A 24,855-nucleotide genomic window follows, 5' to 3' on the forward strand; every position below is an offset into this window, starting at 1 on the left:
TTGTTTTTATTTTGCGGGATCGAGGTTCGCCGGGATTTCATACCCGTTTTCACGGAACCATTTCGCGGCCCCCGGATGCAGGGGAATGGTCGCATATTGGAGCGTCAGCTCTGCAAGATTAACGCCCTTGACGCTCGCCATTGCGGCCCCCTGGACTTCCTTGTCGGTCATGATGGCATCAACAATCTTGTAGGCCGCATCTTCGGACAGATTGGCAGAAGCTCCAACACCGACACCAAAGCTCCAGGTCGAATAGGCCGGAACGCCATCAGCGGCACCTTCAGGAATATCTACCACTGACACATCCGGCATTTTCTCAAGGAGGGTCTGTTTCTGCGCATCGGTAAGGCTCAGAACCTTGATCGGTGTAAAAGTCGCGATATCAAGGGTCGAGCTATCAAGTTTAAGCCCCGCACCGGATTTTACATATCCAGTCACGCGGTTATCCTTGATCATGTCGACGACATCGGTGGTCGAACCACGGACATAATCAGATGACAGGCCAAGTGTCTGGAAAACGGCCTCTGTTGTGCTTTCGGTTGCAGACCCTTTGATGCCGGGATTGAAACGCTGTCCGGCCAGTTCCGCAAGGCTGCTGATTCCCGCATCTTCGCGCACAATCACATTCTGCGGCGCGCCGGTATACACCCAGAGAAGCCCCAGATTTTCCATTGCCTTGCCGTCAAAGGCCTTGGTCCCGGAATGGGCGTGCTGGGCAACGTTGGTGGTTACCAGACCAAGGTCAATCTGGTTGCGTTCGATACGACGCAGATTGTCCATCGTGGCACCGGTTTCCACAACCGATGCTTCGATATCATTCTTCGCATCATTGATCAGCTTGGCGACAGAAACGAAATAGCCATAGTGCGACGAAGAAGCCGAAGTAGAACCGATCAGCAATTTGTCCTGTGCGAATGCAGGCACAGACAGACCAAAGGCGAGCACGCCCGCCAAGGCGAGTTTCGTGATTTTCATAATATTTCCTCCCTATGCCTTATCAGGCATGTTTGATGTTCCGCCGGCAAGTCTTGGGCTTTGATTATTCTCGGCGGACAGAAAGTGTGGTTCAGATTTTTTATTGCAGGAAGATCAAATAGTGAGATAATTGATGCATGAAACGCATCAATCTTGATACCGATGAAGTACGTGCCTTCTGTCTTCTGGCAGAAAGCGGCAGTTTTCGTAAGGCAGCTCAACGACTTGGCATTTCCGGATCAACATTGAGCCGCCAGATCAGCCGTATCGAGGAACGCACCGGGGCGCGACTGTTTGATCGTGACACACGTAATGTTGCGCTGACCGATCAGGGCAAAATGTTCCTGAGACTCGCCGAACGCATCCTGAACACCACTGATTCTGCACTGGCAGAATTTGACACATATCTGAATACCAGACGCGGCAAGCTGACGATTGCGGGACTGCCTTCTGTCACTGCCGGGCTGTTGCCGCCGCTGATTGCCGAATTCATGGACACCCACCCCGATGTCGACCTTCAACTCAATGACATGCTATCTGATGGCGTGCTTCGCGAGGTTGAAATGGGCCGTGCCGATATCGGTTTTACGGCAGATGTGGTTGAAAACAGCGACAATCTTTCATTTCAGCGCCTGTTAAGTGACAGGTTTATCGCAGTCGGTGCACCAAACAGCTTCTTGCAGGAAGAACGCACCTATAAATGGGAAGAAATTCTGTCACAGCCGATGGTGGCGATGTCGCGTGAAACAAGTGTCCGAGCCGTCATTGATGCCGCCTGTGCGCAAAACAATTTTCTATTTCGTCCCCGGTTTGAAGTCGCACATCTTGCAACGGCAGGCGCGCTCGTATCCCAGGGGCTTTGCATCACGGCGTTGCCATCACTTACATTGCCGGTTCTTGGACGTTCGCCGCTTATATTCCGACCACTGGAAAGTCCGGTCTTGTTACGGCAAATCGGATTGGTCTGGCGGTCCGGCCGCACGTTATCCCCTGCGGCACAGGCCTTTCTGAGCTTGGTCAGAAATCGAAACCTGAAATCACTAATCCCCCATTCCACCATTGAAAATACAATCAGCTCGCCAACATCCTAGTGATCGCCGGGACATTCAGGCGCAAGACTTCGCATCTCTGCCGCGCAAAGGCATGTCTTGCCTCACCCATGGCGCGATAATGTATTTGTGATCTAAGGGATTATACTTCTGTTACCATTCACGGGCTGGTCAGAACGACCTTCGTGTGCTAGCAAGCCAAACATCACAACCCAACGCTTCAGGACCAGAATTTATGGCCGATTATGATGTCAAGCCGCTGATCACGGCGGACGAAATTGCCACCCAGATTGACGCGCTTGCCGCCAAGATCAATGAGAGCTTCAAAGACACCCAAAAGCTGATAGTTGTCGGCCTGCTTCGCGGCTCTTTCGTATTCATCGCCGATCTGGCCCGCAAGCTGACCGTTCCGGTCGAAGTCGACTTCATGGTCGCATCATCTTACGGCGACTCTACTGAAAGCTCGCGCAATGTGCGTATCGTAAAGGATCTTGATGGTCAGATCCGTGGCAAGGATGTGCTTCTGGTCGAAGACATCATTGATACCGGCTATACGCTTTCGGAAGTTGTCCGCCTGCTCAAGACCCGCGATCCGAACCGTCTGGAAATCTGCACGCTTCTTAACAAGCCGTCGCGCCGCGAAGTAGAAATCCCGATTGATTTCTGTGGCTTTGATATTCCCGACGAATTCGTGGTTGGCTATGGCATCGATTATGCCCAGAACAACCGCAACCTGCCCTATATCGGCACCGTGCATTTCCACGGCGAATAAGCCGGATACGCATCGGATAATCAAAAAGGCGGGAAGCAATGCTATCCCGCCTTTGTTGTGTCTGTGGTACGGGCATCAGGTTCCCTGACATCGGGTTTTCGGCCAAAAACGCCAAGGGCATCAAGGTCCGTAACCATCTGGTCAAACCCCGTTTTCATTTTGGGGTGGTTGCCCTGCCCGGTCGCATAGCCGGTCATGGCGGAATGGATCAGAAGATCAAACAGAACGTCATCTTCCCTTGCATCACGTTCTGACGATATTTCATCCTTCGCCGGCCTGTCAATCGCGTCGCCGGGATCACGCTGCATGATGATCGCAAGCGCAATCAGACCAAGCGTGATCAGGGTGCCGCCAAGCGTTATAGCAGCAACAATTGCTCCGAAACTCGCAGCCAGAGCCATATAGACGGCAGCCAGCAAAAATCCAGCACCCGTCAGAAGCACAAGACCGATCACGGCAAAGACCGCGCACTTTCGTACAGCAGCCTTTGCCAGATCTGTCAACGCGCCCGAAAGCGTTTGCGTCAACTGGTCAATCATTTCTGAAGCAGTCGGCCAATCAGAAGGCCAACACCGAATGTCACGGCGACGGAAGATAACGGACGCTCACGCACACGTTCCACCGCGACTTCGCGGGCATGATCAAACTGGTCGCGGGCCTGATCGGATACTTCACGGATACGTTCGGCTGCGGCCTGTGTACGGGTTTGCGCCCCCTCGCCCGCCATGGTCCGGAGCGTCTTGGTGACCTCTGCCAGATCCTTGCGAAGTGCATCGACATCGGCCTGCAGCTTTGCGGTATCGGCCGTCGTCTCGGTTTTGGTCGCCATGATTTTCTCCTGTTGTATTGAAATCCAACACACAGGAAACGGTCGGTCGTGGAAATGGTTCCGAATTCAATTGTGATCATTTTCGGGCAGCCTGGCTCAACCGCGAAAACAGGAACGGCCCGCGTGGGCTGCGGGCCGTTCCAAGATCCTGTCGGAAATTTCTGGGCGGAAATGAAGAGTGGGAGCTCTTCTTACGGGAGTGGGTATCCCCGTTACGTCAATCAGTAAGGCAAACCGACGTAGTTTTCCGACAGGTTGGTCAATCCTGCCTTTGACGACAGGATATACTGCAATTCGGCATCGCGGATGCGGCCGTCAAATTCTTTCTGATCCCCGAAAGTATGGAGCATCGAGGTCATCCACCATGAGAACCGCTCTGCCTTCCAGACGCGTGCAAGCGCAGTCTCCGAATAGCTTTCAAGCAGGTCCTGACGGTTGTTCTTGTATTTCGCAATCAGGGCTTCGGACAGGTAGTGAACGTCGCTTGCCGCAAGGTTAAGGCCCTTGGCACCGGTCGGCGGCACGATATGGGCAGCGTCCCCTGCCAGGAACAGACGGCCATGCTGCATCGGTTCGGCGACAAAGCTGCGCAGCGGCGCGATGCTTTTTTCAAACACTTCGCCTTCATTGACCAGTTCACCGTCTTCTTCACCAAGGCGGGTGCGCAGTTCGGCCCAGAAGCGGTCATCAGACCAGTCTTCGATCTTATCGGTGCTGGGCACCTGAACATAGTGGCGCACAACGGTTTCCGAGCGCATAGAGCACAGCGCAAAACCACGATCATGCTTGGCATAGATCAGTTCGTCGGCAACCGGTTTTGCATGGGCCAGAACACCCAGCCAGCCAAACGGATAGACCTTTTCGAATTCCTGCACACCCGGAAGCGTCTTGCGGCCGACACCATGGAACCCGTCACAGGCAGCGATATAATCACAGGTCAATTCGGTTTCATTGCCGTCTTTGACATATCGAACACGCGGTTTGTCGCCATCAATGTCATGCAGACTGACATCCTCGGCTTCGAACACGATCTCGCCACCATGGGCAAGACGGGCCGAGATCAGGTCTTTGGTGACTTCGGTCTGACCATAGATCATCACCGTCGAACCACCGGTGAGTTCTTCCATATTCACGTGCGTACGTTTGCCATTCACGCTGATATAGATGCCGCCATGAATGATGCCTTCCTTATTCATGCGCGCATCAACACCGACCCGCTTCATCAGGTCAACTGTCCCCATTTCAAGAACGCCAGCGCGGATGCGGCCTTCGACATAGTCGCGGCTTTTGCGTTCAAGAATGACGGATTCAATTCCCTGTACATGCAACAGGTGGGAAAGAAGCAAGCCAGCCGGGCCGGAACCGATAATGACGACAGGGACATGCATGACGATTTCCTCACAAGATCACGGTTGTTGATTGTTCTTTTTTAATTGGAACAAGAACCATTCCATTGCGGAAACAATACGCTGGTTAGTGCTTGGACAGAATGGACAAACCGGGATAATGATTGGACAAATCGAACACGTATTCATATTTGGTTATGGATCAATTCCGATATGGTTCTGGATCGCTCCCGTCCTCGGGGAATCCCTGCAAGGGTTGCTTGGGCCGGGCGACTATTCGCTGTTCCTGTCACGATCCTGACCGGATCTTGCGGGAAGATCTTCCTTGCAGATGGACCATTCCTTACAGATTTCCTGCCCCTCATCAGAGGCAATATAACGCTCATACGCCCTCATCAATGCTTCGCCATCCGGATGATTGCGCGAAAACAGGATGAACATATTGTTTGTTGTTATCGGATCGGTGGTGGCATAGGTCGCAGCCACCTTTTCACCCAGTAATCTGGTCAGATCAAACCATCCGACCTCCTCTTCCTCAAACAGGATATCGGCGCGATCGGCATCAAGAAACCGCCAGGCTGATTCAGGATTGCTTACCATATCAGCCGCGATACCAAGCCTCCTGAATTCCTCTTCATACCAGTAACTTGCAATCCCGACGGGCCGCAATCCAAGCAATGGAACATCGGCCAGCCGGTTCAAGTTGATACCATCGGGAAAGCGCGTGGTTTTGTAGAAGCCTTTTTGGTGTGCATGGGCAATCGGATAGTGCGGAACGTGAAACTCATCGATACGTATATCGGTTCTAAGCCATGGGAATGTCGCGATATAGACACCCCGCCGGGTTTGCTCATAAGCCCGCTGCCAGGGCACAAAAACGAACTGCACCTTGAAGCCCATGGCGCTGAAAATGGTCTGGAACCTTTTGGCGTGCTTGCCAAAGTCCGGAAGGGTTTCACTGATCATTGGCGGCCATTCACCGACCGCAACCCGAAACTCATATCCTTCCTTAAGATCAACGCGCTCAGAAGCCTGCTCGCCAATGACATCGCGGATTGGCGGGGTTATCGCTTTGGCATCCCGGTCACCGGCCAACTGTGCGGCAGTCGCAGCATGTGTCGCGGCACTTGCACCGCTCAGCGTGATCAACAAACACAATGCCGCCAGCACTTGGCAAACGTGACTTTTCCGACGCAACCTCATAGGCATCTCCGGAATTGTGAAATCCGTTATTCGTCCCCAAAACCACGACAAGAACCAACAACGGATCAATACCATACAGACAATATCACCTGCTGACACGGTTGATGCAGAAAATGGGTTGCAGCTGGAATTTATTCACAAAGCTGTATTTAAGGCGCTCGTTTTTTAACCAGATCAAACCTGTGAGCAAAAATTAATCTTGCGAAAGGTCGATCCGCCGGGATCGCTGTGTTAAACTGTTGCACAAGAGATCAATTCACGGTCTCAAACCATCTTAAAACCGCGACAGAACGGGATAATGCCAGAAAGCCGCGCTATCGTCATCTTCACCGACCTTGACGGCACATTGCTTGATCATGACACCTATAGCTGGGAAGATGCTCGCCCGGCACTTGATCGCGTGAATCTTCTGTCCATTCCGCTGATTGCCGTATCTTCCAAAACGCTGGCCGAACTTGAACATATCAATCAGAACGCGGAACTGTTTGACGGTCTGATCGCCGAGAATGGCGGGATTGTGTCGCTGAAAAGCGCGATGGAACAGCACGGCCCGTCTTCCGAAACAATCGATATGGTCCGCGAACAGATCAGATCGGCGATCCATGTCCCGCTTCGCAGTTTCAGAACCGTGGAACCGGAAATCATTGCCGCGGAAACAGGCCTGTCACTTGATGATGCCATTCGCGCCGGGCAACGCCATTGCTCCGACCCGCTGATCTGGCAACCCTCGGCACAGGATGTCAGGATCGCGCGCACTATCGCGGAACAAAAGGGGCTCAATCTGGTCAAGGGGGGGCGTTTTCACACGATCTGCGGGCCATCAAACAAGGGGCATGCGATGAAGCGGATGCTCGAACGGCTGGCCGTATTTTATCGCGACATGTCAGGCAAACCTGTCAAACGCTTCACGACCATCGCCCTTGGCGATTCCCCCAACGATATCCCGATGCTGGCCGAGGCCGATTTTGCTGTGCAGATCCCGACAAAAAATCGCGGTCGCAAGGCCCCTTTGCTTGAACATTCGAACTTGCGCCTTGCCCCGCACCCCGGACCAGCGGGGTGGAATGTCGCACTTAATGAAATCTTGGACGAGATAACAAATACCAATAAAAACAGCGAGGTACTTCATGGCTGATTTCCATCAGGGTGGCCCGATCACAACCCTTCATCGCATTATTGACCGTAATCCGGAAGAACTCGCTTATGAAATGACCGCCTTTGCGCGGCAACGCCGACAGACCCTGATTTTGCCGTGCCTGTATTCCGAGCTTGAAACGCCAGCCATGACGACCATCGTCGAAGGTCTCAAACAGGCGACCTATATTGACCAGATCGTCGTGGGTCTCGACCGCGCCAACGCTCAGCAATATCTTCATGCCCGTGAATTCTTCAAGGACCTGCCGCAACATGTGCGCATTCTGTGGAATGATGGTCCGCGTTTGCGCAATGTCCATGACCGGCTTGATGAATTTGGGCTGGCCCGATACGAACCGGGCAAGGGTCGCAATGTCTGGTATTGCATGGGCTATACGCTGGCATCGGGGCGAAGCTCGGTGATTGGCATTCATGATTGCGATATTGCTACCTACACGCCCGACCTTCCGGCCAAGCTGATGTATCCGATTGCCAATCCGGCATTCAACTTTGCCTTTGCCAAGGGCTATTATGCACGCGTTGCCAATGGCACACTCAAGGGCCGGGTCTGTCGCCTGTTTGTCACCCCGCTGATCCGCGCGCTCAAGCAGGTTATCGGCAAGACCGACTTCCTGAATTATCTTGACTGCTTCCGCTATTCCCTATCGGGGGAAATGGCAATCCGTACCGATGTTGCCTATGGCTTGCGGGTCGCATCGGACTGGGGACTTGAAATTTCGATGCTTTCGGAAATGTATCGCAACCACACGGTCCATCGCCTCGCCCAGGTCGATATTGCCGATATCTATGATCACAAGCATCGTGAATTTGCCCCGGCGCAAAAAGATGACGGGCTTTCAAGGATGGCTGGTGATATCGCCAAATCACTGTTCCGCAAACTCGCAACCCAGGGCACGATTTTCTCGCACGAGACATTTCGCACGATCAAGGCGACTTATTACCGCGTCGCCCTTGATCTGATTGAACAATATCGCGCGGACGCATTGTTTAACGGCCTCAAGATCAACCGCGACGAAGAAGAAAAATGCGTCGAGGTATTGTCAGAGGTCATCATAAGCGCCGGTCAGCACTATCTTGAAAACCCGCTTGAAAGTCCGTTTATTCCAAGCTGGCAGCGCGTTGAAAGTGCGATGGGTGACATTTTCGAACATCTGTCCGGCGCTGTGGAAGATGATCTGAACGATATGGATATCGGCAAGGAATAGGCACTCCGATCAAACGGATCGGGCGAATTACGATTGCATTTCGCTCATCGGGAATATGGCCAGAAAGACCTGCATAATGTCTTTCTGGCCTTTCTTTTTGAGCAATACCGGCAACAGAAGACGGATACCGCTTCGCCATTCCTTCTGAAAAATCTGCAACTGATGGATTTGCGGCTGTCCGGTGAGGCGCGCCAAAGATAGCGACGCATGCAGCGCGGTCGAGAAATGGCAATCGACCTCGCGGGCAAAAGCACCACGCCAATCCTCGCCGGTCAGGGCAACAATATTCTCCCCCTCCAGCAATATCTGAAAATCATCCTTGCCTGCGTGATATTCATAAATGCTGATATCATTGATCCATGGCGCGAGGTTTTCGGGGGTAAAGTCATCCCGCGTGGGAATATTTCCGGCTTTGGCAAAGCGCAGCCAAAAGGACAACAGATCATGGGCCTGACGCGGCGCATCCGCTGCAAGCGTTTGCAACGGCACTTCTTTTTCCTGTGAGCTGTAAAGCGTCGTCATCCTTAACCCGTCAATTATCGTGGATGGGCTCGCATGGAAATCGCGCGCCAAGAACCTGAAAGATCGGGTCGCCGCACTGATCGGTTGTCCGTGCAGGTAGCAAAACCCGCAACCATTGCCGACATTTTCCATATTGCCCGACCAACTGAATATAATGAAATGTCGGGCGCTTTTCATTCAGGGTTTTCAACAATGCCGCCATCAGGCAGGTTCCATATTTCAGATCGATCTCACGCGGGGTCGTGCCCTGAAAACTTTCGCCACTTGCGGCAACAAAAGACGGCGCATCAATCCTGATCAGAAAATCATTCTTGATTGGCAGATACTCGTAAATACTGATGTCATCACGCCACCGGCTCAGGCGTTCTGCACTTAAAATCGAACGCGTCGGGATACCTTCCCCGCCAGCATGCATCACCGCATCATACCAGGTATCTACCAAAGAAATGACCCTGGCATCTGTGTGATCTGGCAAACCTTCCAGCTCGGTATCCGATGATTCAAGCACGCGTGATGATGTCATGGCATATCCCCCGACTATTCACGTGGGAAAGCCTTGCTTCAAAACAAGTAACGGCTAATAAATATTCGCTAATGGCCACGATAAAGGAAATGGGTGACAAACACCTGATGGATTACTCCACCCTGACGGTCAGAGGTTGTCACAGGCAACAAAAGCCGCAACCATTCTTCCCATACTCTGCGTTCATACCCGATCCTGTGTATGGCAGGTGCACCATTGTCGATCACTTCAAGCAACACCGCATGCAGGGTCGTCCCGAAGTCGAGATCAATCTGGCGCGGCGAACAGCCAAGATATGTCTCGCCACTGGCGGCAATGATATTGGGCGCATCAATGCGGATCACAAAATCACGCTTTTGGGGAAGATATTCATAGATACAGATATCATCAAGCCACGGTGACAAAACGTCACTGGTCAGCACTCTGCGATCCGGCACGCTGCCATTCCTGGCCGCCTCGCGCCATGTCTCATAATATGCCCGGACATGGCTGTCTGTATCATCGGGCAATTGCGGAATAAGAACTTCCTGCGCATACGCCATTGCGTAAAATGCCCTCTAGGTCTTCTCTATGTCTCATAATTTTTGCAAAGCACAAATCACGACGCAATGACAAACTCGAAAGCACTGTCAAATTTGTGTAAAAACTTCTGAAACGGTGCAGAAACCTGAAAATCCATCGGCAGTTTCACGTAGCTTCCTAAACCGGCATCGCGTCGCGATAGCGTTGCAGCAACCGGCTTTCGGTGCGATTCCGGCCATCAAGATTGGAAATCCAGACGATCTGATAGGGGGCGAGCTTCATGATGCCGTCATAATCCTCGATCACCTGCTGGGTGATCAGATCCTGCCAGCCTTCTGTCATGATCAGGTTGATCTTCGAAAGATCAAGCGCCTGCGGTTCTTCGGTCAGGTTAAAGACACAGAAAATACTTTGTTCATTAAGATGCGACTGCCGCCATATCCCCAAAAGATCAGGGCCAAGATTAAGGGTATATTGCGTCGCATTGGGATGGAATGCCGGTTGCCCCATGCGGATCGACATCAGGGCGCGTAGCTGATCAAACGCCGATTTAGCCGGACCATCTTCGGACAAGACCCGTTCGGCATCCGCAAGTTGCCAGACCTTGCGGTTCAGACGGCGCGGAATGCCGGTCTCTTCATAGGCCTTCTGATCATTTTCGGTGGCAAGGATGGTCTGGACATAGATGGCCGGAATGCCTTCCAGAGACATGGCAATCGCCTGACTCATCACAAAGCGCTCAAGCCCCATCGTCGCCTCACCGGCAAAGTTTTCGGCCAGCATGCTATATAGCGTGACGTTCAGCTCATAGGGCTTTTGCCCACCGCCCTTAAGCGCACGATAGCTGACTTGCCCGCCCATCCTAAGGGCATGTTCGCGAAGCCCGTCGATATCTTCATCAGGAATAAGGTTCTCGGCCGGACGCAGACCAATACCGTCGTGGCTGGCCGTAAAGTTAAAGAACGTACAGCCTGCCGGGGCGGGCGGCATCGCCATGATGCATTTGCGGATATAGTCAGACCGGCCGCTGAGCAATGCATGAATGATCACCGGCGGCAGCGAGAAATTGTAAATCAGATGCGCCTCATCCTGATTACCGAAATAGGAGAGATTCTCCAGAAGCGGCAGATTGGTTTCGGTAATGAAAAGCACATCGGGATGCACGGCATTGCAGGCCAGTCGCATCGCCTTGATCAGTTTATGGGTCTGATCAAGGTTGATTGACGTCGTCCCGGCCTCTTTCCAGATAAAGCCGATGGCATCAAGGCGCACGACGCGCACACCATGTTTCAGGTAATTCAGGACCACGCGCAGCATTTCAAAAAACACATCGGGATTGCCATAATCCAGATCGACCTGATCATAGCTGAATGTGCACCAGACATGCTTTTCACCGTCCCTGGTCACCACATCATTCAGCAACGCATGACTGCGCGGGCGCACAACATCGGAAAGGTCATCATCGGGGCTTGCGGTTTTGATGTAATCGACACCGGGCTTTTCACCGGCCAGAAACTGCTGATACCAGGGGTGCGATGCCGATATGTGGTTCGCCACCAGATCGGCCATGACGGTTCCGTGCTTTGACAGTTCCTCTACATCGCTCCAGTCGCCAAGTTCGGGACGCAGTTGTTCAAAATCACTGACTGAAAAACCGTCATCGGATGTAAAGGGATGGAATGGCAGGATGTGAATGCCCGTCAGCCAGTCCTTAAGCCACTTGCGATGAAATTCGCCAAGGCTTTGCAGGCCCTTTTTGCCATCCTGATGGATACTGTCGCCATAGGTAATCAGAAACGCATCACGCTGATCCCATTTGCGCAGATATTCTTCCTTTGGCTCCGGTCCGTCGCCTTCAATCGGAAGGCCCAGCTCGTCGAAAACACGCAACACCAGGGCTTCGTGATCATGTCCGGGATACACATCGGCAAGAAGGTTGCGCATCGCGCTGGCAAACGCAATCCGCCCCGAGGTTCCGACAACACGATTCATACTGGCTCCTTCCGGGCAGGAAATTCAAACGGTTAAACCAATGAAATAATGAAACTGCACAGGATGCAAGCAGGGATTTTTTCATGCCGAAAAACCAAGCAGGATCATCACCCGGCGACCATGACAGCCCGGAAAATAAAGACCTAATCCGCAACAGCGTCGGGTTTGTAAATCACGTTTTCAGCCCCCTCTGCCCCCATGAAGACAACAACCACACGGGCTGGAACATCACCATCGTTGATCCCTTCATGCCAATAATCCATGGCCTCCAGCACCCCCTCGCCCGCAAAATAGGTTGTTTTGCCCCGATCGCCGTAATCAACCGTGATCTGGCCTTCAAGGATATAGCCATAGGTCGGCACACCATGCTTGTGCCATCCGGTTTTCTGCCCCGGCTCCATCGTTGCCAGCATTGATTTGATCCGTGCCTTGCCCGATGGATAGGAAACCTGCTCGCCAATGAAATTCACGCCACTATCAAGCAGCGGCACACCGTCATGCACATCAACAGGCGGCTTTGCCCCTTTCTGATGACTGTTGTCACGACTGCTTTTGATCGGCTTTTCCATATACCCGTCAACCTGTTGTTCGTTATCGTTGGTCCGATGAAAGCCGATCATAGTCAGGTGACTGGTCAAAATCATAAAAAATGCGGGCATCGATCAAACGACACCCGCATTCTTTTCCGTTACGGCATTGTGGTCTTACGGCGCAATCGTTACCTCGACCAGCGCATGGGTGCGCTTGGTGTCAATATGCTTGATCGCATCGCGCAGAATACCCGGAAGGTCTTCGGGACGCTTGGCCTTGGCCACCCAGGCGCGGCTGGCTTCGGCAACCTTGGTGAAATCCGGGCTGGGTTTAAGGGCCGTCAGCGGCATTTCATTGGTTTTTGCCGCATAGCCGTTGGGATACATCCCCGCCACCGACTGGCGCACCGCCCCCCATTCATTATTGTTCAGAACAAGGATCAGGATCGGCAGTTCAAGCGCCTCGGCAATCTGATGACATGCCGTCGGGTTGGCAAACATGTAGGAACCATCGCCCATGGTCGCGACAACCAGCTTGTCCTTATCCGCAAGCTGATAGCCCATCGACGCCGGGAACGACCAGCCAAGACCACCGGAATGCGGTTCCTGATACCAGCTGCTATGTTCCGAAAGCGAAAGCGGTTCAAGCGGGCAGCCAAGCTCGGAAAACACGGTGGCCGAGCGCCCGGCAATCGCCTCGGACAGGCAGCGCGACACATAGGCCTTGGTCATCGGATCCACCGCCCCGGCATCGGCGGCTGCCAGCGCCTTTTTGCGGGTTTCGGCATTGATCGCGGCAACCTTGCCACGGCGATCCGCGCAAACAGCCCCATGATCGGCATGACGGCGATCCATGGCTTCTGCCAGCATCATGATCACATCACCGGTTTCACCCACAAGCGACAGGTCGGCGGCAAAATTACGGCCGGGGAAGCGCGAGTAAAGCGGGTTCTGACCGATCTGCACGACCTTGCAATCAGGGCGCAACGCATGAATTTCCGGTGACCAGGGTGCCAGGCAATCAATCACCACCACCGCATCGGCATCCTTAAGCCAGGGCGCAGGATCCATACCGGCGAACATCGGATGTTCGGTGCCAATGGCAAGCTGGATCGCCCAGTATTGCACCACCGGAATACCCCACTGATCCACAAGGCCCGACAAACGACCAAAGGCCTCGGCTGTACCCGTCCCGCGCTGGGCAATGATCACCGGGTTTTTGGCATTGGCAAGAATGTCGGCGGCTGCCTCGACACTGGCTTGCGGCGGGGCAACCGGGACCGGCTGCATGCGAAGCGGCCCGTCAATCTCGTCGCCCGGGCAGGGTTCGCACAGAACTTCACGCGGCAGGCTGACATAAACCGGCCCCTTGGGCACGGATGATGCGATGGCATAGGCACGATCAACGACTTCGGGCACCTGTTCGGGGAACTTCAGCTCATATTCCCATTTGGAGCTTTCACGCACCAGTGCTGCCTGATCGCGCATTTCCTGACCCCAGCCAATCGGAACGGTGCGCGCACCAAGACGGCCTTTTTCCATCACGGGTGTTCTGCCCGACATCAGAACGACCGGCACATGTTCGGTCGCGGCATTGATCGCGCCGATTGCGCAATTGGCAAGACCGACATTGGTATGCGCCATGACCGCCTGCGTTTTTCCGGTCGCAAGGTAATAGCCATGCGCCATGCCCATCGCCGCATTTTCGTGCGGCATGATCAGCGCATTGGGAAGATCGATATCCTTTGCCGCAGCTTCGGCCAGACCTTCGATGATCGGCGGAAAATCGGTGCCGGAATTGGCAAAGATATAATCAATCCCGATGGCCTTCATACGGGCCAGAACCGCCCCACCGGCGGTCAGGGTGATTTGACCGGAAGTTTCACGCGTATCTTTTGTCATCAGACGCCTCTTGTTTTTTACGCTCAATATTTCTATATTTGAAATATGATTTATAATATAGTTTATTATTGAAATCCGGGCGTCGTCAAGCATGACATCCGGCCAATCAGCTTTGCACTATCACCAATCACACCAGCCACCACATCAGGCAGCGGAACATCATGACCAGTCAGCTCAACGGTTCGGTCCTTAAGGCCTTCAAAATTCTGGATCTGTTTGCAGCGGGGAAGACCGAACTCACCGCAAAGGAAACCGCTGATGCGCTTGATATCAACATGATCACCGCACATCGTTTTTTGCACACCCTGGTCCATGCCGGTGCGCTTCGCGCCACATCACGCGGGGTCTTCCGTTTGGGATATATGTTTGCCGATCTGGGCGAGCGGGTTTTGCATGACGGCAATCTGCCGACCCTGCTGCAGCCGATCCTTGATCAGCTGGCGCGTGACACCGGGGAGGCCTGCATGGCGACCGAGTTTGATCGCGATATGGCGATCTGCATCGCCAAGGCCCTGCCCGACCGGCCGCTTTATGTGGATATCCGGATTGGTTCGAAACTTGATGCCTTTTGCACCGCCCATGGCAAATTGTGGCTGACCCATATGAGCGATGAAGATCAGGACCGCTATTTCAAAAATGCCACCCTGACCGGCATGACCGATCACACCATCACCGATCTTGACACCCTGAAGTCCGAACTTGCGGCCATCCGCGCACAGGGTTTTTCCACCAACAATGGCGAACGCGAAAATGACATCTACGCCATCGCCGTTCCGATCACGACCCAGCATGGCAAGATGATATCGGCCCTGTCGGTATTTGGCGCGTCACCGGCAACGCTTGATCAGAACCGCAAATCTTATCTGGACTACCTGCAATCAGCCGCACTTTCAGCCCGTAACGCCCTTTATGGTGCAGCGTAATCCACCCTTTATAGGGCAGCATAATCTGCCTTGCGCACCGCACCGGGTGACATACCCGTGGTGCGCTTGAATGCGCGGCTGAATGCCGCGACCGAGGCATAACCCAGCCGATCGGCAACTTCGTCCAGAGACAGGTTATCACGTCCGATCCACTGACTGGCCAGACGCATGCGCAGATTGGTCAGATATTGTTGCGGGGTTGCCTTGGTCAGCTCAACAAACCGTTCGGCAAAGACCGAACGTGACATCCCCATTTCAGACGCCATATCGGCCACCGACCAGTTCCGCCCCGGTTCCTTGTGAAGGGCTGCCAGAAGCCTTGCCAGCTTGGGATCACGCACTGCCTCGACCCAGCCACACACATCACAGCCCGCCTCGACCCAGCGCCTGAGAATGGCGGCGGCCACAACATCGGCTAGCCTCGTCAGGATCACGCCATAGCCCGGACGTTTTGCCCGAAGCTCGGCTGTCATGACATCAAGGATCGCCGGGATTTGCGGATCATGATCGGGTACGGTTTCGATATGCATCAGTTCCGGCTTGAGATGGGCCAGCGGGTGCAACCAGCCCAGATCAAACTCCATCGCACAACTGAAAATCAGGTTGTCCTTTGACCGGCAAACATCGGCCTCACAAGCCCTGATTTCCGATGCCGCATCACATAAAGGTGCCTTTTCAAAGGTATCCACACTGCGAAGTGCAACGCCATCTTCGCTGTAAAGGTCGTGAATACCCGCGCAGGGCAACAACACCGCATCCCCACAGCCCAGAACATGGACCGCCCCGCTTTTGGTGCGCAGATGGACATTGCCCTGCCCGATGAAATGAAACCATGCACGGCCATCATCGACATCCTCGCCAAAGCGCAGGCCATAGGGGGTCGAAATCTCGATCCGGCGATAGTCAAGACCGCGCAGGCGCACCCCCGAAAGAAGCTCATTGACCATGTCGTGACCAGCCGCATTGAACGGGCCTCCGATATGGTCTGACGGGCTGTTAAATGCGGTATTTGCGATGGGCGACATGATATTCCGGACGATTGATCATTCAATTCAGACAAACTGTCATAGATCGTCCGGGCGGTCCAGACTATTTTGGGTGCAACGCAAAAACGCAAATTCAAAGGACCTCCCCATGAGTGAACCACAATCAGGCACCCGGCCCGCGCAGACGCCTTCCGTCGCGCCAGCGCCCGCCGCATGGGCTGCCGTCATATCCATGACACTCGGGGTCTTCGGACTGGTCACAGCCGAATTCCTCCCGGTCAGCCTGCTGACCCCGATTGCATACGACCTTCACGTCTCCGAAGGTCTGGCAGGACAGGCCATTTCGGCCACGGCCTTTCTCGCGCTGATCACAAGCCTTCTGATTGCGACCGTGACCCGCCGTTTTGACCGGCGCAATGTCTTGCTGAGCTTCTCGATCTTGCTGGTGATTTCAAGCGTCATGGTCGCCATGGCCGAAAGCTTTGCCTTCCTGCTGCTTGGCCGTGTTCTTTTGGGCATTGCCCTTGGCGGTTTCTGGACCATGTCGGCGGCCACCATCATGCGACTGGTGCCAGAAAAACAGGTGCCGCGCGCCCTTGCCATCATGTTCAGTGGCGTTTCGGCTGCCACGGTCTTTGCCGCCCCGGTTGGCAGCTTCCTTGGCGACATTATAAGCTGGCGCGCAGTGTTCCTGCTGGCCGCAGGCATTGGTGTGATCACCTTCATCGTTCAGTTCGCAACCCTGCCATCCCTGCCACCGCGCGGACGGGCGTCGCTTCGCACCCTTGTTGACCTGATCAATCGTCCGGGCATGAAGTTTGGCCTGTTTTCACTGGTCATCATCATCACCGGTCACTTTGCCCTGTTCACCTATGTCCGGCCGTTCCTTGAAAATGTGACGGGTGTGGCAACGGCGGGTGTTTCCGGCGTGCTGCTGGGCTTCGGGCTTGCCAATTTTATCGGCACCCATCTGGCAGGGGCGCTGATCGCCCGTTCGCTTCGCATGACCATCGCCCTGATGCCGCTTGTCATGGGGCTTGCGACCCTTGGTATGGTGATGATCAATGGCGCACTCACTCCGACCATCGTTCTTGTTGCGATCTGGGGTGCAGCATTTGGCGGCGTCCCGGTTGCCTGGTCAACCTGGATCACGCGCACGGTTCCGGACGAAGCCGAAAGCGGCGGCGGCCTTGTTGTCGCGGGCTTCCAGACCGCAATTGCCAGCGGTGCGGTTCTTGGCGGACTTCTGGTCGATTTCACCGGTGCCATGGGTGTATTTGCTGTCGGCGGCACAGTCCTGATCGTTGCATCCATCATCGTGACCATGGTGCTCCGCCCTGCTCCGGCGGTTAGTGAACAAACATAACGCGCCCTTCGCGTCACGACCGCAAACACACCAACCACCAAAACCAAGGGCAGCGAAACCAATCCGCTGCCCTTTTTGCATTCTACCGATACCCAGCACCCCGAACGCCACCAACCCCGTCATTCCCGCGCAGGCGGGAATCCATTTATCAAAGCGGGCAATCTATGCTCCCCAGCCGCGTTCATTTTTCAAGAATATCATCGCATCAAATGCAGCGAGCTTCGCCTGATCCTCAGTTCGGTATACGCGCCGTGACGAAACAGACTGATTTGTCCGCCGGTCGATCAATGTACCTCCCCACGTCCCGTTCGGCTTTCTGAAGACAGTAATGTTGAAGCCATCCGTATTGAGGTAAGCGTTCCCTTTGTTTGAAATTCGCCATTTCCGGCGCAACCAACGTTGCTTTCGTTGAACGGAGTTCCGCAACTGACGTTCACGGCGACGAGGAGCTTCATAATCCTCTTCCATGTGCTCAGCGCAAACGCACCCAACACCAAGAGTTTCATGATGATCGGGATGCGTCATATAGTGGACATAGCGAATTTCTTGTGTTTCGCACATTTCGCAGACTGCATCCGGTGAACCCAAATCTTCAACATCCACGCAAGACCAACCCTTATGCGGTACATTAGGTTCTGACCATTTTCCCTGACCTCGTGCCATTATCAGTTACTCCACGACCTGAGAAAGATCGTTTACTTTCCAGCCAATTCGGGTCAGCGCTGTTTTTTGTTCTTCAGTTATCCGGTCAGTATGAACCGCCAAACCCAGCAAATGTTTCGGACGACTCATTGCCACATAGAACTGGCGCATAAATTTCTGATTGGGCTTAAAAGCGGCACGTGCGTGAGGGCCAGACCTTAGCGCAGAATTTGGATGATCTGCACTTGGCAGTTCGCCAGTTAAATAAGGAACCATTTCCCCTAGATCATAGCAGTAAAATTTTGTCTCAAGCACGAGAGTAGCGTCGTGGGTCTCTCCCTTAACGCCATGGATTGTAGATAGCTCTACCCTGAACCCTTTTGGGTGCCTAATGGCATTGTCTGGAAGACATACCAGTCCAACATCAGCGTTTTCATCCAGACCGTCCGAATCTGCTTCGGCTAATACTGGTTCACTAAATGCAAAATAATCCCTAGCCGGATTGATCGTACAATTGAGATTAAGATTGGCGCATAAGGCAGGGACTGAGTTACTCCAAAATATCGCATCCAGTTCGCGAGTTGGATTGAGACACAAATGGATGAACTCCCTAAAACTCCGCCAACCTCCGTTTTCGATCAAGTGCTCACGCAGCGTCGTTGTATTAAAGTAAGCATCATTAGGATCGCGAACTCTGGCGTTGCGCAGTATCCTTAGAAAACAATCGATCAAAAGTTTATAATTGTCCGCCCAATTCAAATGCGAACGTTCTCTGCATAGTCGAACAGCTTCGATCAGCGTATTTTCCCGAAAATTTTTGACTGATTTCGCCTTATCATAATCAGTCCAATAGTGACCTATCGTCAGTTGAGCATCTTCGACTGTTTCTTTTCCTACGGCACCAATGATTTTTACCGTGAAGTCATCTGACCGGATATGTTCATTACTAAATTGCTGAGAAACGACGTCTAGAAAGATGGGGATTACCTTTGTAATACTCTCATTGTCAAAAATGATAATAGTATTCTCGAATTCGTTCGCCTGCGCGTGCAAAAGCTTTCGCTCTTCCAGATGTTTATCCGAAAGCTCTGATTCCAATTCAATTGAATTGAAGCTGAATTTAGCAATTTTTTCTGAAATATTGGCTGTAAATCGATGCGATTTATCGATCACAAAATCCATATCGTCATCAGTTTTTCTGTTGAAGCTCTCGTTAGGATCCTCCGAACCAATCCCATGAAATATCGCCTGATCGGGATCACCAAACCTTTGAACACTTAGATTGGTGTTGTCGGCAGGAAAAATCACACGCAAGAGGTCATCTTGAAATTTCTGTGTGTCCTGCATCTCGTCAAGGAACAGACAAGGAAATCGTGAACTAACTGTTTTTGCAAGGATTTGGTTCTGATCCAAGGCAATTTCCGCTAGAGTATACATGTCCCTAAACAAGTATAAACCTTGCTCATCCAAATAGCATTTCAGGCGGTTCAAGTCTCTTTTGGCACGCTCTAAATAATCAGGCCTACTCCACGCCTTTGGTTTTTTACTAATATGGACTTCTGTGTTGCCCTTGACCCAATACCGAAATGTACTTCGAAGGAACCCATCAATATTTTCTGCTGACCCCAAACCGTTAAGCGTTCCCTGAAGCCAGCCGAATTCGCCACGCCCAAGCAGAGTGTTTGCTGCTTTTACGTAAGCATCGTTGTCCACCGTAATGTCTTTTATACCGCGAGAACGAAGAGCTGGTAGAGCAAGAAACCGGTTAACGAACTCCTGAATGGTTCCTATGAAATGCGGATACACAAGAAGGTTTTGCGTTTCGATTATGTTTGACTGATGAAGGCGGCGAAAGATCTCGTCCTTAGCAACATTCGTGTGCGAGAGAACACAAACACCACGATCTTGGAACGGCCATTTCTTTGCCAACAACATCAACTTAGCCGCGATTAGTGTGGTTTTTCCGCTTCCCGGACATGCCTGAACATCAATAGATCTTGTAGCCTCAAGAACTCCAATACGATCTTCGTCGTCGAGCACAAGATGCTCGTTCGCCGCAAAATCGGCAATGTCTTGCCTCGTGATAAGACCATCAAGCGGGCTCGGCATTTTCCGCCTCCCCCGCAGCTCGAACACGATCATCAAAAGGAGCTGTAACATGCTCTATTGCCTCAACAATATAGGGCGGCAGTTTACTTCTTAGAACATCGGCATACTCTGTATTCGCCGTGCGAATTGCCTGTGCTTTAACGTCAAGATTCTCTCGTTGATCCTCAGGAATCTTCTCTAGAGCTTCTCGTACTGCTTCTTTACGTTGATCGGAGAGAATAGAACCTAGGGCGTAAGCAAAATCGGTCTTGGTCTTGTCTATCTCACGCTGAATATATGTAGCCTTTTCATCATCAGACCCGTCGATTGCGTCAATACCGAGTGCTGAGCAGCATTCCGAAAACAAACCATATCGGGCAAGACAAAACTCAAACGTCCACCGATCAGAAATACATATTTTTATGCCTTGCCGTTCTAAACTTTCCCCATTGTATTGCTTATGTTGCCTCTTCATGTCTCTGATTTGGATATCACGTTGATCTTCGTCAGCAAGCTCCCAGTATTTGACATTTCCACCTCGCCCGTTCACATCAGGCTCTTTCCTTTTGATAAAGCCATTAGGATTGATATCGCCCAAAGTTTCTTCAGCACATTGCGGCCAAAGGTCGAGATCACGCAGAATGCAGATTCGCGTCGAAGTCCACTTGAGGGGCAAATCGTTCTTGTTTCTGCGAAGGAATAACCTTGCAAACCGTTTCCACGATCCGCTGTTGTCGTACTTGACAATGGAAACACCATAATTTTCAAGCGGCCGCTCGAGAAACTCTGATAGCGTTGGAAGCAATATATTTTCGGCATCTCCCTCCACAAAAAGGAGGCCTTTGGCGAAAAAGACGTTCGCCTTCGTCGCATCCAAGAACTTTCGTAGAAAGATATAGTCATCGGGGGCTAATTCTGTTTCTTCAGGACGAAGAGGCCAAGCATTGCCATCACCTAGCAAAATGACGGTGGATGGATCAGCCTTTGACGATAAATTCGGGCTATGAGTTGTTAAGAGGCACTGAATTCCATCAGGGTTAGCGTCCGAGTGGACTTTCTGATCAATGAATTGGAGCAATTTCATTTGAAGCTGAGGATGAAGATGCGCTTCGGGTTCCTCAATCAAAAGCAAGGGAAACTCACTTCCTACTTCTTGCTCCAATAGAAGAAGCTCAGCCGCCATGAAAAGTAGATTATGGTAGCCTAATCCATGCAATTTTCGGTCATCTGTAAGCGCCAAGCTCAAACCTTCGAGAATTGACCTTAGATGACGACGCTTAGCTATATCTGTTAACTCGCCGAAACCATTGCCGCGCACGCCAGCAATATCAACAAAAACGCCAAGAGTATCTTTGTCATTCTCGAAGATCAGATTATGAAGATAGCTGTCTCGTATACTGTTTGCCGATTTCTTTAGTGCACTATCATCATGAAGAAGTTGGTCATTCGCAGCTGCGACAATAGAAAGGATAGAGTCAGCGCTTTCACGAATATCCTTCGAGGAATTCAGAATCTGCGATAGCCGGGAAGCTCGCCCCGATGATAGTTCGGCCTCTGCATCCCTTAGAGGTTTAAGATAGGTCGCAGCCAAAAAGTCGCGAATTTCGGACTCTAGAAGAAGCCCATTGCCATCGATTCCAGATCGAATATCGGTCTTAATATACGGATATCCTCTTCGTTCCTTACCAGTCCTTTTGGCAGTTAATTGAATGCATAGAACGGATTTGCGCTTCGCCGTACCATCTTTTGCAAGGAACTCCTCAGAAGACAGATGTTCAACAAACCTGTGTGCATGCTCGTCCACATCTGAAAACTTAAGCTGGATCGAAAATGTATCAGCGGATTCAAAAAAATCTGTTTCTGATACGAAAGTTCGGTCAGAAGAGTTTGAGCCCAGAACCATTCTGATTGCGTCAATCAGCGCCGTTTTACCGGAGTTATTCTCGCCCACCAAAACATTGAGACCCGGATTTAAAACCAAATCCAAATTTTCAAAAAGTCTAAAATTCTTGATAGAAACCTGCTCAAGATACATTAAATATCCGATCCTCAATTTTTAGAAAAAAGGGAAAGATCTATCTTCCCTAATTAGGCTTCGGCCCCTCCAAAACGTACTTTAGCAGAACACAAACAACCACCAAACCACAACCTAAAGTTAAAAAAGAAAACCCCGGCACATTTCTGCGCCGGGGGAGTTCGTGTCGTTCGGAGGGAGACGAGGCTTTTACGCCCCTTGGAATTACGAGAATTCCCGAAATATCAGATGGTTTTGATCACCACCGGACGTTCCGCCTGAACTTTCAGGCGGTTGCGAATGGCACGCCCGAAGGGTGCAGCTTCGATTTCAAATTCATCGCCATCCTGCGTTTTGATGCCATCGGCAAAGGACAGCGTCGCGGTACCAAAGAAATGCGCATGGACATCGCCCGGACGGCAGAACAGGTCATATTTGAAATGATGATATTCAAGGTTGGCGAGCGAGTGCGACATATTGTCTTCGCCGCTCAGGAACGGCTTTTCCCAGATCACCTTGCCATCGCGATACAGGCGCGAGGTGCCTTCGACATGGCTGGGCAGATCGCCCAGCAGCAATTCCGGTCCCATCGAGCATGCGCGCAGTTTTGAATGCGCCAGATAAAGATAGTTCTGGCGTTCCATGACATGGTCGGAAAACTCGTTGCCAATCGCGAAGCCGATACGCACCGGATTGCCATCCTGATCAATGACATAGATCGCAGCAATTTCGGGTTCTTCACTGCCATCAAGGGCAAAGGACGGGCTCGGAATATCCGCACCCGGATTGGCAACAACCGAACCATCGCCCTTATAGAACCATTCGGGCTGAACGCCCTTCTGACCGGCGGCAGGTTTGCCACCCTCAACCCCCATGCGGAACATCTTCATGGAATCGGTTTCGTCAGCCGCCTTGTTGTCGGCCTTGTGCATGTTCGCACGTGCGGATGCCGACCCCAGATGGGTAAGACCGGTGCCCGTCACCAGAAAATGTGCCGGATCGGCATGGGTGATCGGCGCTAAAAGGCGGCCTTCGGATGCAATTGCATTATAATCGAGGCGTTCCTCGCCCATGCGGGCCTTGGCGGCCTCGATCATGGTAACCCCTTGCGCAATCGCGATACCCGCCAGTTCGCGGGTGGTGGCAACACCGGTCAGGGCAATCAGGGTATCCTGATCTTCGACAACGGCAACATGCTGGGCGCCAGCGGTATCCTTGTATTGAACCAGTCTCATGAAAATTCGTCCCGAGTGATCTTTGTCTGTGCGTGAATGTCGTGCTGGCGGGTCTGCGATCAGACCCAGCCACCATCAACGATAAAGTTCTGGGCGGTAACCATCCGGCTTTCATCGGAAATCAGGAACAGCGCCATGCGCGCGATATCCTGTGGCATCACCTTGTTCTTAAGGCACTGGCGCTCGTCGATTTCGCGCTCGGCCGCCTCGTCAACCCAAAGATCAAGCTGGCGCTGGGTCATGACCCAACCCGGAACCAACGTATTGACCCGGATATGATCCTTGCCCAGATCACGCGCCATGCCGCGCGTCAGGCCATGGGTTGCTGCCTTGGCCGTGGTATAGCCGGGCATACCGCCCTGCCCCATCATCCAGCTGACAGAACCGAAATTAATGATCGCGCCGCCACCGTTTTGCTGCATCATCGGTGCAACGGCCTGAATGGCAAAGAAGGACGGGCGAATATTGATTGCCTGGCGCTCATCCCAGTATTCCGGGGTCACGTCCTGCCATTTATGACGGGTATCGTTCGCCGCGTTGTTCAAAAGCCCGGTGATCGGGCCATTGATCTCGGCTGCCCTGGCGATCGCCGCGCGCAAGGCGTCAACATCGGTCAGGTCGCATTTGATAAAGACCGGCGCATTGCGCGCATCCTTTGACAATTTTTCAACAAGCGCTGCGCCCGCATCTTCCATGATGTCGACAAAGGCGACTTTCGCGCCCTGTTCAACAAAGGCGGTCACAATCGCCTCGCCAATGCCCGATGCGCCACCGGTGATAAACACCGACTTGTCTTCAAGGCTGGTATAGTGTGTCGGCATGCGATCAGACATGATCGTTGCTTCTCCCGTCGTCTGGTTTCTCTTTGTTTCTCTTTCGGCCCGGACACAGGGACTCCGCCCCGCACGGTCCGTTTCTCTATTCAAAATTATCAGAAATTGCATCAATCCCGAATATGTGCAGCGCAAAAGACAAAAGCCCCGAAGGGCAGATTGCTGCCTGCAATTTTTACCGGTTTGGCATCGGGCTCAGCAGTCCGGCTGTTTCGCCCCGCTCGTATTCATGATGCTTCCTCC

The 24,855-nt window shown here is 52.6% G+C and carries 23 protein-coding genes; 6 read left to right on the forward strand and 17 right to left on the reverse strand.

The window, feature by feature from the left end; genetic code table 11:
• Positions 1–6: 6 nt before the first annotated feature.
• The gene (locus ACTU44_RS14670) at positions 7–975 is read right to left on the reverse strand and encodes a TAXI family TRAP transporter solute-binding subunit (RefSeq protein WP_114097250.1); all 969 of its coding nucleotides are present in this window, start codon (positions 973–975) and stop codon (positions 7–9) included.
• Between the two features lie 137 nt (positions 976–1,112).
• On the opposite strand from ACTU44_RS14670, the gene ACTU44_RS14675 reads away from it, so the two are divergent.
• Complete coding sequence (locus ACTU44_RS14675; RefSeq protein WP_336081410.1) at positions 1,113–2,066, forward strand: LysR family transcriptional regulator; 954 nt, start codon at positions 1,113–1,115, stop codon at positions 2,064–2,066.
• Between the two features lie 193 nt (positions 2,067–2,259).
• Positions 2,260–2,796 carry a hypoxanthine phosphoribosyltransferase gene (gene hpt / locus ACTU44_RS14680; RefSeq protein ID WP_114097248.1) on the forward strand — a complete coding sequence of 179 codons (537 nt, stop codon included), beginning with the start codon at positions 2,260–2,262 and terminating at the stop codon, positions 2,794–2,796.
• 41 nt (positions 2,797–2,837) lie between these two features.
• On the opposite strand, the gene ACTU44_RS14685 is transcribed toward hpt, so the two are convergent.
• From ACTU44_RS14685 to ACTU44_RS14700, 4 genes are all read right to left on the reverse strand, one after another.
• Entirely contained in the window at positions 2,838–3,335 is a 498-nt protein-coding gene (locus ACTU44_RS14685; RefSeq protein WP_462095765.1) for a phage holin family protein, read from the reverse strand.
• The gene (locus tag ACTU44_RS14690; RefSeq protein WP_336081412.1) at positions 3,332–3,625 is read right to left on the reverse strand and encodes an ElaB/YgaM/YqjD family protein; all 294 of its coding nucleotides are present in this window, start codon (positions 3,623–3,625) and stop codon (positions 3,332–3,334) included. The genes ACTU44_RS14685 and ACTU44_RS14690 overlap by 4 nt, the downstream gene beginning before the upstream one ends.
• A 221-nt stretch (positions 3,626–3,846) precedes the next feature.
• The gene (pobA, locus tag ACTU44_RS14695; protein WP_114097245.1) at positions 3,847–5,013 is read right to left on the reverse strand and encodes a 4-hydroxybenzoate 3-monooxygenase; all 1,167 of its coding nucleotides are present in this window, start codon (positions 5,011–5,013) and stop codon (positions 3,847–3,849) included.
• A gap of 231 nt (positions 5,014–5,244) precedes the next feature.
• Positions 5,245–6,174: a hypothetical protein gene (locus ACTU44_RS14700; protein WP_462095766.1), complete on the reverse strand. Its 930-nt coding sequence runs from the start codon at positions 6,172–6,174 to the stop codon at positions 5,245–5,247.
• A 298-nt stretch (positions 6,175–6,472) separates the two neighbouring features.
• On the opposite strand from ACTU44_RS14700, the gene ACTU44_RS14705 reads away from it, so the two are divergent.
• Together ACTU44_RS14705 and ACTU44_RS14710 are read left to right on the forward strand one after the other, a co-directional pair.
• Entirely contained in the window at positions 6,473–7,309 is an 837-nt protein-coding gene (locus tag ACTU44_RS14705) for an HAD-IIB family hydrolase (RefSeq protein WP_462095767.1), read from the forward strand.
• Positions 7,302–8,534: a glycosyltransferase family protein gene (locus tag ACTU44_RS14710; RefSeq protein ID WP_462095768.1), complete on the forward strand. Its 1,233-nt coding sequence runs from the start codon at positions 7,302–7,304 to the stop codon at positions 8,532–8,534. The genes ACTU44_RS14705 and ACTU44_RS14710 overlap by 8 nt, the downstream gene beginning before the upstream one ends.
• Positions 8,535–8,561: 27 nt before the next feature.
• Here the strand turns inward: ACTU44_RS14710 and ACTU44_RS14715 are convergent, their stop codons facing one another.
• From ACTU44_RS14715 to ACTU44_RS14740, 6 genes are all read right to left on the reverse strand, one after another.
• Entirely contained in the window at positions 8,562–9,056 is a 495-nt protein-coding gene (locus ACTU44_RS14715) for a PAS domain-containing protein (RefSeq protein ID WP_336081420.1), read from the reverse strand.
• 10 nt (positions 9,057–9,066) lie between these two features.
• Positions 9,067–9,579: a hypothetical protein gene (locus tag ACTU44_RS14720; RefSeq protein ID WP_114097240.1), complete on the reverse strand. Its 513-nt coding sequence runs from the start codon at positions 9,577–9,579 to the stop codon at positions 9,067–9,069.
• A 68-nt stretch (positions 9,580–9,647) separates the two neighbouring features.
• A complete protein-coding gene (locus tag ACTU44_RS14725) occupies positions 9,648–10,121 on the reverse strand; it encodes a hypothetical protein (protein WP_336081423.1) in 474 nt (157 codons plus the stop codon).
• Positions 10,122–10,278: 157 nt separating this feature from the next.
• Entirely contained in the window at positions 10,279–12,093 is a 1,815-nt protein-coding gene (locus tag ACTU44_RS14730) for an alpha-amylase family glycosyl hydrolase (RefSeq protein ID WP_462095769.1), read from the reverse strand.
• Positions 12,094–12,236: 143 nt separating this feature from the next.
• Complete coding sequence (locus ACTU44_RS14735; RefSeq protein WP_181850166.1) at positions 12,237–12,713, reverse strand: cupin domain-containing protein; 477 nt, start codon at positions 12,711–12,713, stop codon at positions 12,237–12,239.
• A gap of 84 nt (positions 12,714–12,797) precedes the next feature.
• Positions 12,798–14,525 carry a thiamine pyrophosphate-requiring protein gene (locus ACTU44_RS14740; RefSeq protein WP_462095770.1) on the reverse strand — a complete coding sequence of 576 codons (1,728 nt, stop codon included), beginning with the start codon at positions 14,523–14,525 and terminating at the stop codon, positions 12,798–12,800.
• A gap of 161 nt (positions 14,526–14,686) precedes the next feature.
• On the opposite strand from ACTU44_RS14740, the gene ACTU44_RS14745 reads away from it, so the two are divergent.
• On the forward strand, positions 14,687–15,448 hold the full coding sequence (locus ACTU44_RS14745) for an IclR family transcriptional regulator (RefSeq protein ID WP_462095771.1): 762 nt from the start codon (positions 14,687–14,689) through the stop codon (positions 15,446–15,448).
• A gap of 8 nt (positions 15,449–15,456) precedes the next feature.
• Here the strand turns inward: ACTU44_RS14745 and ACTU44_RS14750 are convergent, their stop codons facing one another.
• Complete coding sequence (locus ACTU44_RS14750) at positions 15,457–16,473, reverse strand: cupin domain-containing protein (protein ID WP_462095772.1); 1,017 nt, start codon at positions 16,471–16,473, stop codon at positions 15,457–15,459.
• A gap of 109 nt (positions 16,474–16,582) precedes the next feature.
• Between ACTU44_RS14750 and ACTU44_RS14755 the strand changes: the two genes are divergently transcribed.
• Positions 16,583–17,800, forward strand: a complete 1,218-nt coding sequence (locus tag ACTU44_RS14755; RefSeq protein ID WP_462095773.1) for an MFS transporter — start codon at positions 16,583–16,585, stop codon at positions 17,798–17,800.
• Between the two features lie 162 nt (positions 17,801–17,962).
• On the opposite strand, the gene ACTU44_RS14760 is transcribed toward ACTU44_RS14755, so the two are convergent.
• The 5 genes from ACTU44_RS14760 to ACTU44_RS14780 all read right to left on the reverse strand — a co-directional run bounded on the left by ACTU44_RS14760 (position 17,963) and on the right by ACTU44_RS14780 (position 24,612).
• The gene (locus ACTU44_RS14760) at positions 17,963–18,463 is read right to left on the reverse strand and encodes a hypothetical protein (RefSeq protein WP_462095774.1); all 501 of its coding nucleotides are present in this window, start codon (positions 18,461–18,463) and stop codon (positions 17,963–17,965) included.
• Positions 18,464–18,469: 6 nt separating this feature from the next.
• Positions 18,470–20,551, reverse strand: coding sequence for a UvrD-helicase domain-containing protein (locus tag ACTU44_RS14765; RefSeq protein WP_462095775.1), 2,082 nt, complete (start codon positions 20,549–20,551; stop codon positions 18,470–18,472).
• Positions 20,535–22,565: an ATP-dependent nuclease gene (locus tag ACTU44_RS14770; protein ID WP_462095776.1), complete on the reverse strand. Its 2,031-nt coding sequence runs from the start codon at positions 22,563–22,565 to the stop codon at positions 20,535–20,537. Before ACTU44_RS14770 ends, ACTU44_RS14765 begins: the two co-directional genes overlap by 17 nt.
• 224 nt (positions 22,566–22,789) lie before the next feature.
• A complete protein-coding gene (gene araD1 / locus ACTU44_RS14775; protein ID WP_114097232.1) occupies positions 22,790–23,779 on the reverse strand; it encodes an AraD1 family protein in 990 nt (329 codons plus the stop codon).
• A gap of 59 nt (positions 23,780–23,838) precedes the next feature.
• Positions 23,839–24,612, reverse strand: coding sequence for an SDR family NAD(P)-dependent oxidoreductase (locus tag ACTU44_RS14780; RefSeq protein ID WP_114097231.1), 774 nt, complete (start codon positions 24,610–24,612; stop codon positions 23,839–23,841).
• Between the last annotated feature and the right edge of the window lie 243 nt (positions 24,613–24,855).

It is taken from the genome of Thalassospira sp. SM2505 (genome assembly GCF_054901115.1).

Excerpts from the sequence above, each read along its gene's own strand:
- ACTU44_RS14755 (WP_462095773.1), top strand. The coding sequence starts at position 16,583 with ATGAGTGAACCACAATCAGGCACCCGGCCCGCGCAGACGCCTTCCGTC.
- ACTU44_RS14750 (WP_462095772.1), bottom strand. The coding sequence starts at position 16,473 with ATGTCGCCCATCGCAAATACCGCATTTAACAGCCCGTCAGACCATATC.
- ACTU44_RS14675 (WP_336081410.1), top strand. The coding sequence starts at position 1,113 with ATGAAACGCATCAATCTTGATACCGATGAAGTACGTGCCTTCTGTCTT.
- ACTU44_RS14780 (WP_114097231.1), bottom strand. The coding sequence starts at position 24,612 with ATGTCTGATCGCATGCCGACACACTATACCAGCCTTGAAGACAAGTCG.
- ACTU44_RS14765 (WP_462095775.1), bottom strand. The coding sequence starts at position 20,551 with ATGCCGAGCCCGCTTGATGGTCTTATCACGAGGCAAGACATTGCCGAT.
- ACTU44_RS14770 (WP_462095776.1), bottom strand. The coding sequence starts at position 22,565 with ATGTATCTTGAGCAGGTTTCTATCAAGAATTTTAGACTTTTTGAAAAT.
- ACTU44_RS14745 (WP_462095771.1), top strand. The coding sequence starts at position 14,687 with ATGACCAGTCAGCTCAACGGTTCGGTCCTTAAGGCCTTCAAAATTCTG.
- araD1 (WP_114097232.1), bottom strand. The coding sequence starts at position 23,779 with ATGAGACTGGTTCAATACAAGGATACCGCTGGCGCCCAGCATGTTGCC.
- ACTU44_RS14720 (WP_114097240.1), bottom strand. The coding sequence starts at position 9,579 with ATGACATCATCACGCGTGCTTGAATCATCGGATACCGAGCTGGAAGGT.
- ACTU44_RS14735 (WP_181850166.1), bottom strand. The coding sequence starts at position 12,713 with ATGATCGGCTTTCATCGGACCAACGATAACGAACAACAGGTTGACGGG.
- ACTU44_RS14690 (WP_336081412.1), bottom strand. The coding sequence starts at position 3,625 with ATGGCGACCAAAACCGAGACGACGGCCGATACCGCAAAGCTGCAGGCC.
- ACTU44_RS14685 (WP_462095765.1), bottom strand. The coding sequence starts at position 3,335 with ATGATTGACCAGTTGACGCAAACGCTTTCGGGCGCGTTGACAGATCTG.
- ACTU44_RS14700 (WP_462095766.1), bottom strand. The coding sequence starts at position 6,174 with ATGAGGTTGCGTCGGAAAAGTCACGTTTGCCAAGTGCTGGCGGCATTG.
- ACTU44_RS14760 (WP_462095774.1), bottom strand. The coding sequence starts at position 18,463 with ATGGCACGAGGTCAGGGAAAATGGTCAGAACCTAATGTACCGCATAAG.
- ACTU44_RS14725 (WP_336081423.1), bottom strand. The coding sequence starts at position 10,121 with ATGGCGTATGCGCAGGAAGTTCTTATTCCGCAATTGCCCGATGATACA.
- ACTU44_RS14715 (WP_336081420.1), bottom strand. The coding sequence starts at position 9,056 with ATGACGACGCTTTACAGCTCACAGGAAAAAGAAGTGCCGTTGCAAACG.
- ACTU44_RS14705 (WP_462095767.1), top strand. The coding sequence starts at position 6,473 with ATGCCAGAAAGCCGCGCTATCGTCATCTTCACCGACCTTGACGGCACA.
- ACTU44_RS14710 (WP_462095768.1), top strand. The coding sequence starts at position 7,302 with ATGGCTGATTTCCATCAGGGTGGCCCGATCACAACCCTTCATCGCATT.
- ACTU44_RS14670 (WP_114097250.1), bottom strand. The coding sequence starts at position 975 with ATGAAAATCACGAAACTCGCCTTGGCGGGCGTGCTCGCCTTTGGTCTG.
- ACTU44_RS14740 (WP_462095770.1), bottom strand. The coding sequence starts at position 14,525 with ATGACAAAAGATACGCGTGAAACTTCCGGTCAAATCACCCTGACCGCC.
- ACTU44_RS14730 (WP_462095769.1), bottom strand. The coding sequence starts at position 12,093 with ATGAATCGTGTTGTCGGAACCTCGGGGCGGATTGCGTTTGCCAGCGCG.
- hpt (WP_114097248.1), top strand. The coding sequence starts at position 2,260 with ATGGCCGATTATGATGTCAAGCCGCTGATCACGGCGGACGAAATTGCC.
- pobA (WP_114097245.1), bottom strand. The coding sequence starts at position 5,013 with ATGCATGTCCCTGTCGTCATTATCGGTTCCGGCCCGGCTGGCTTGCTT.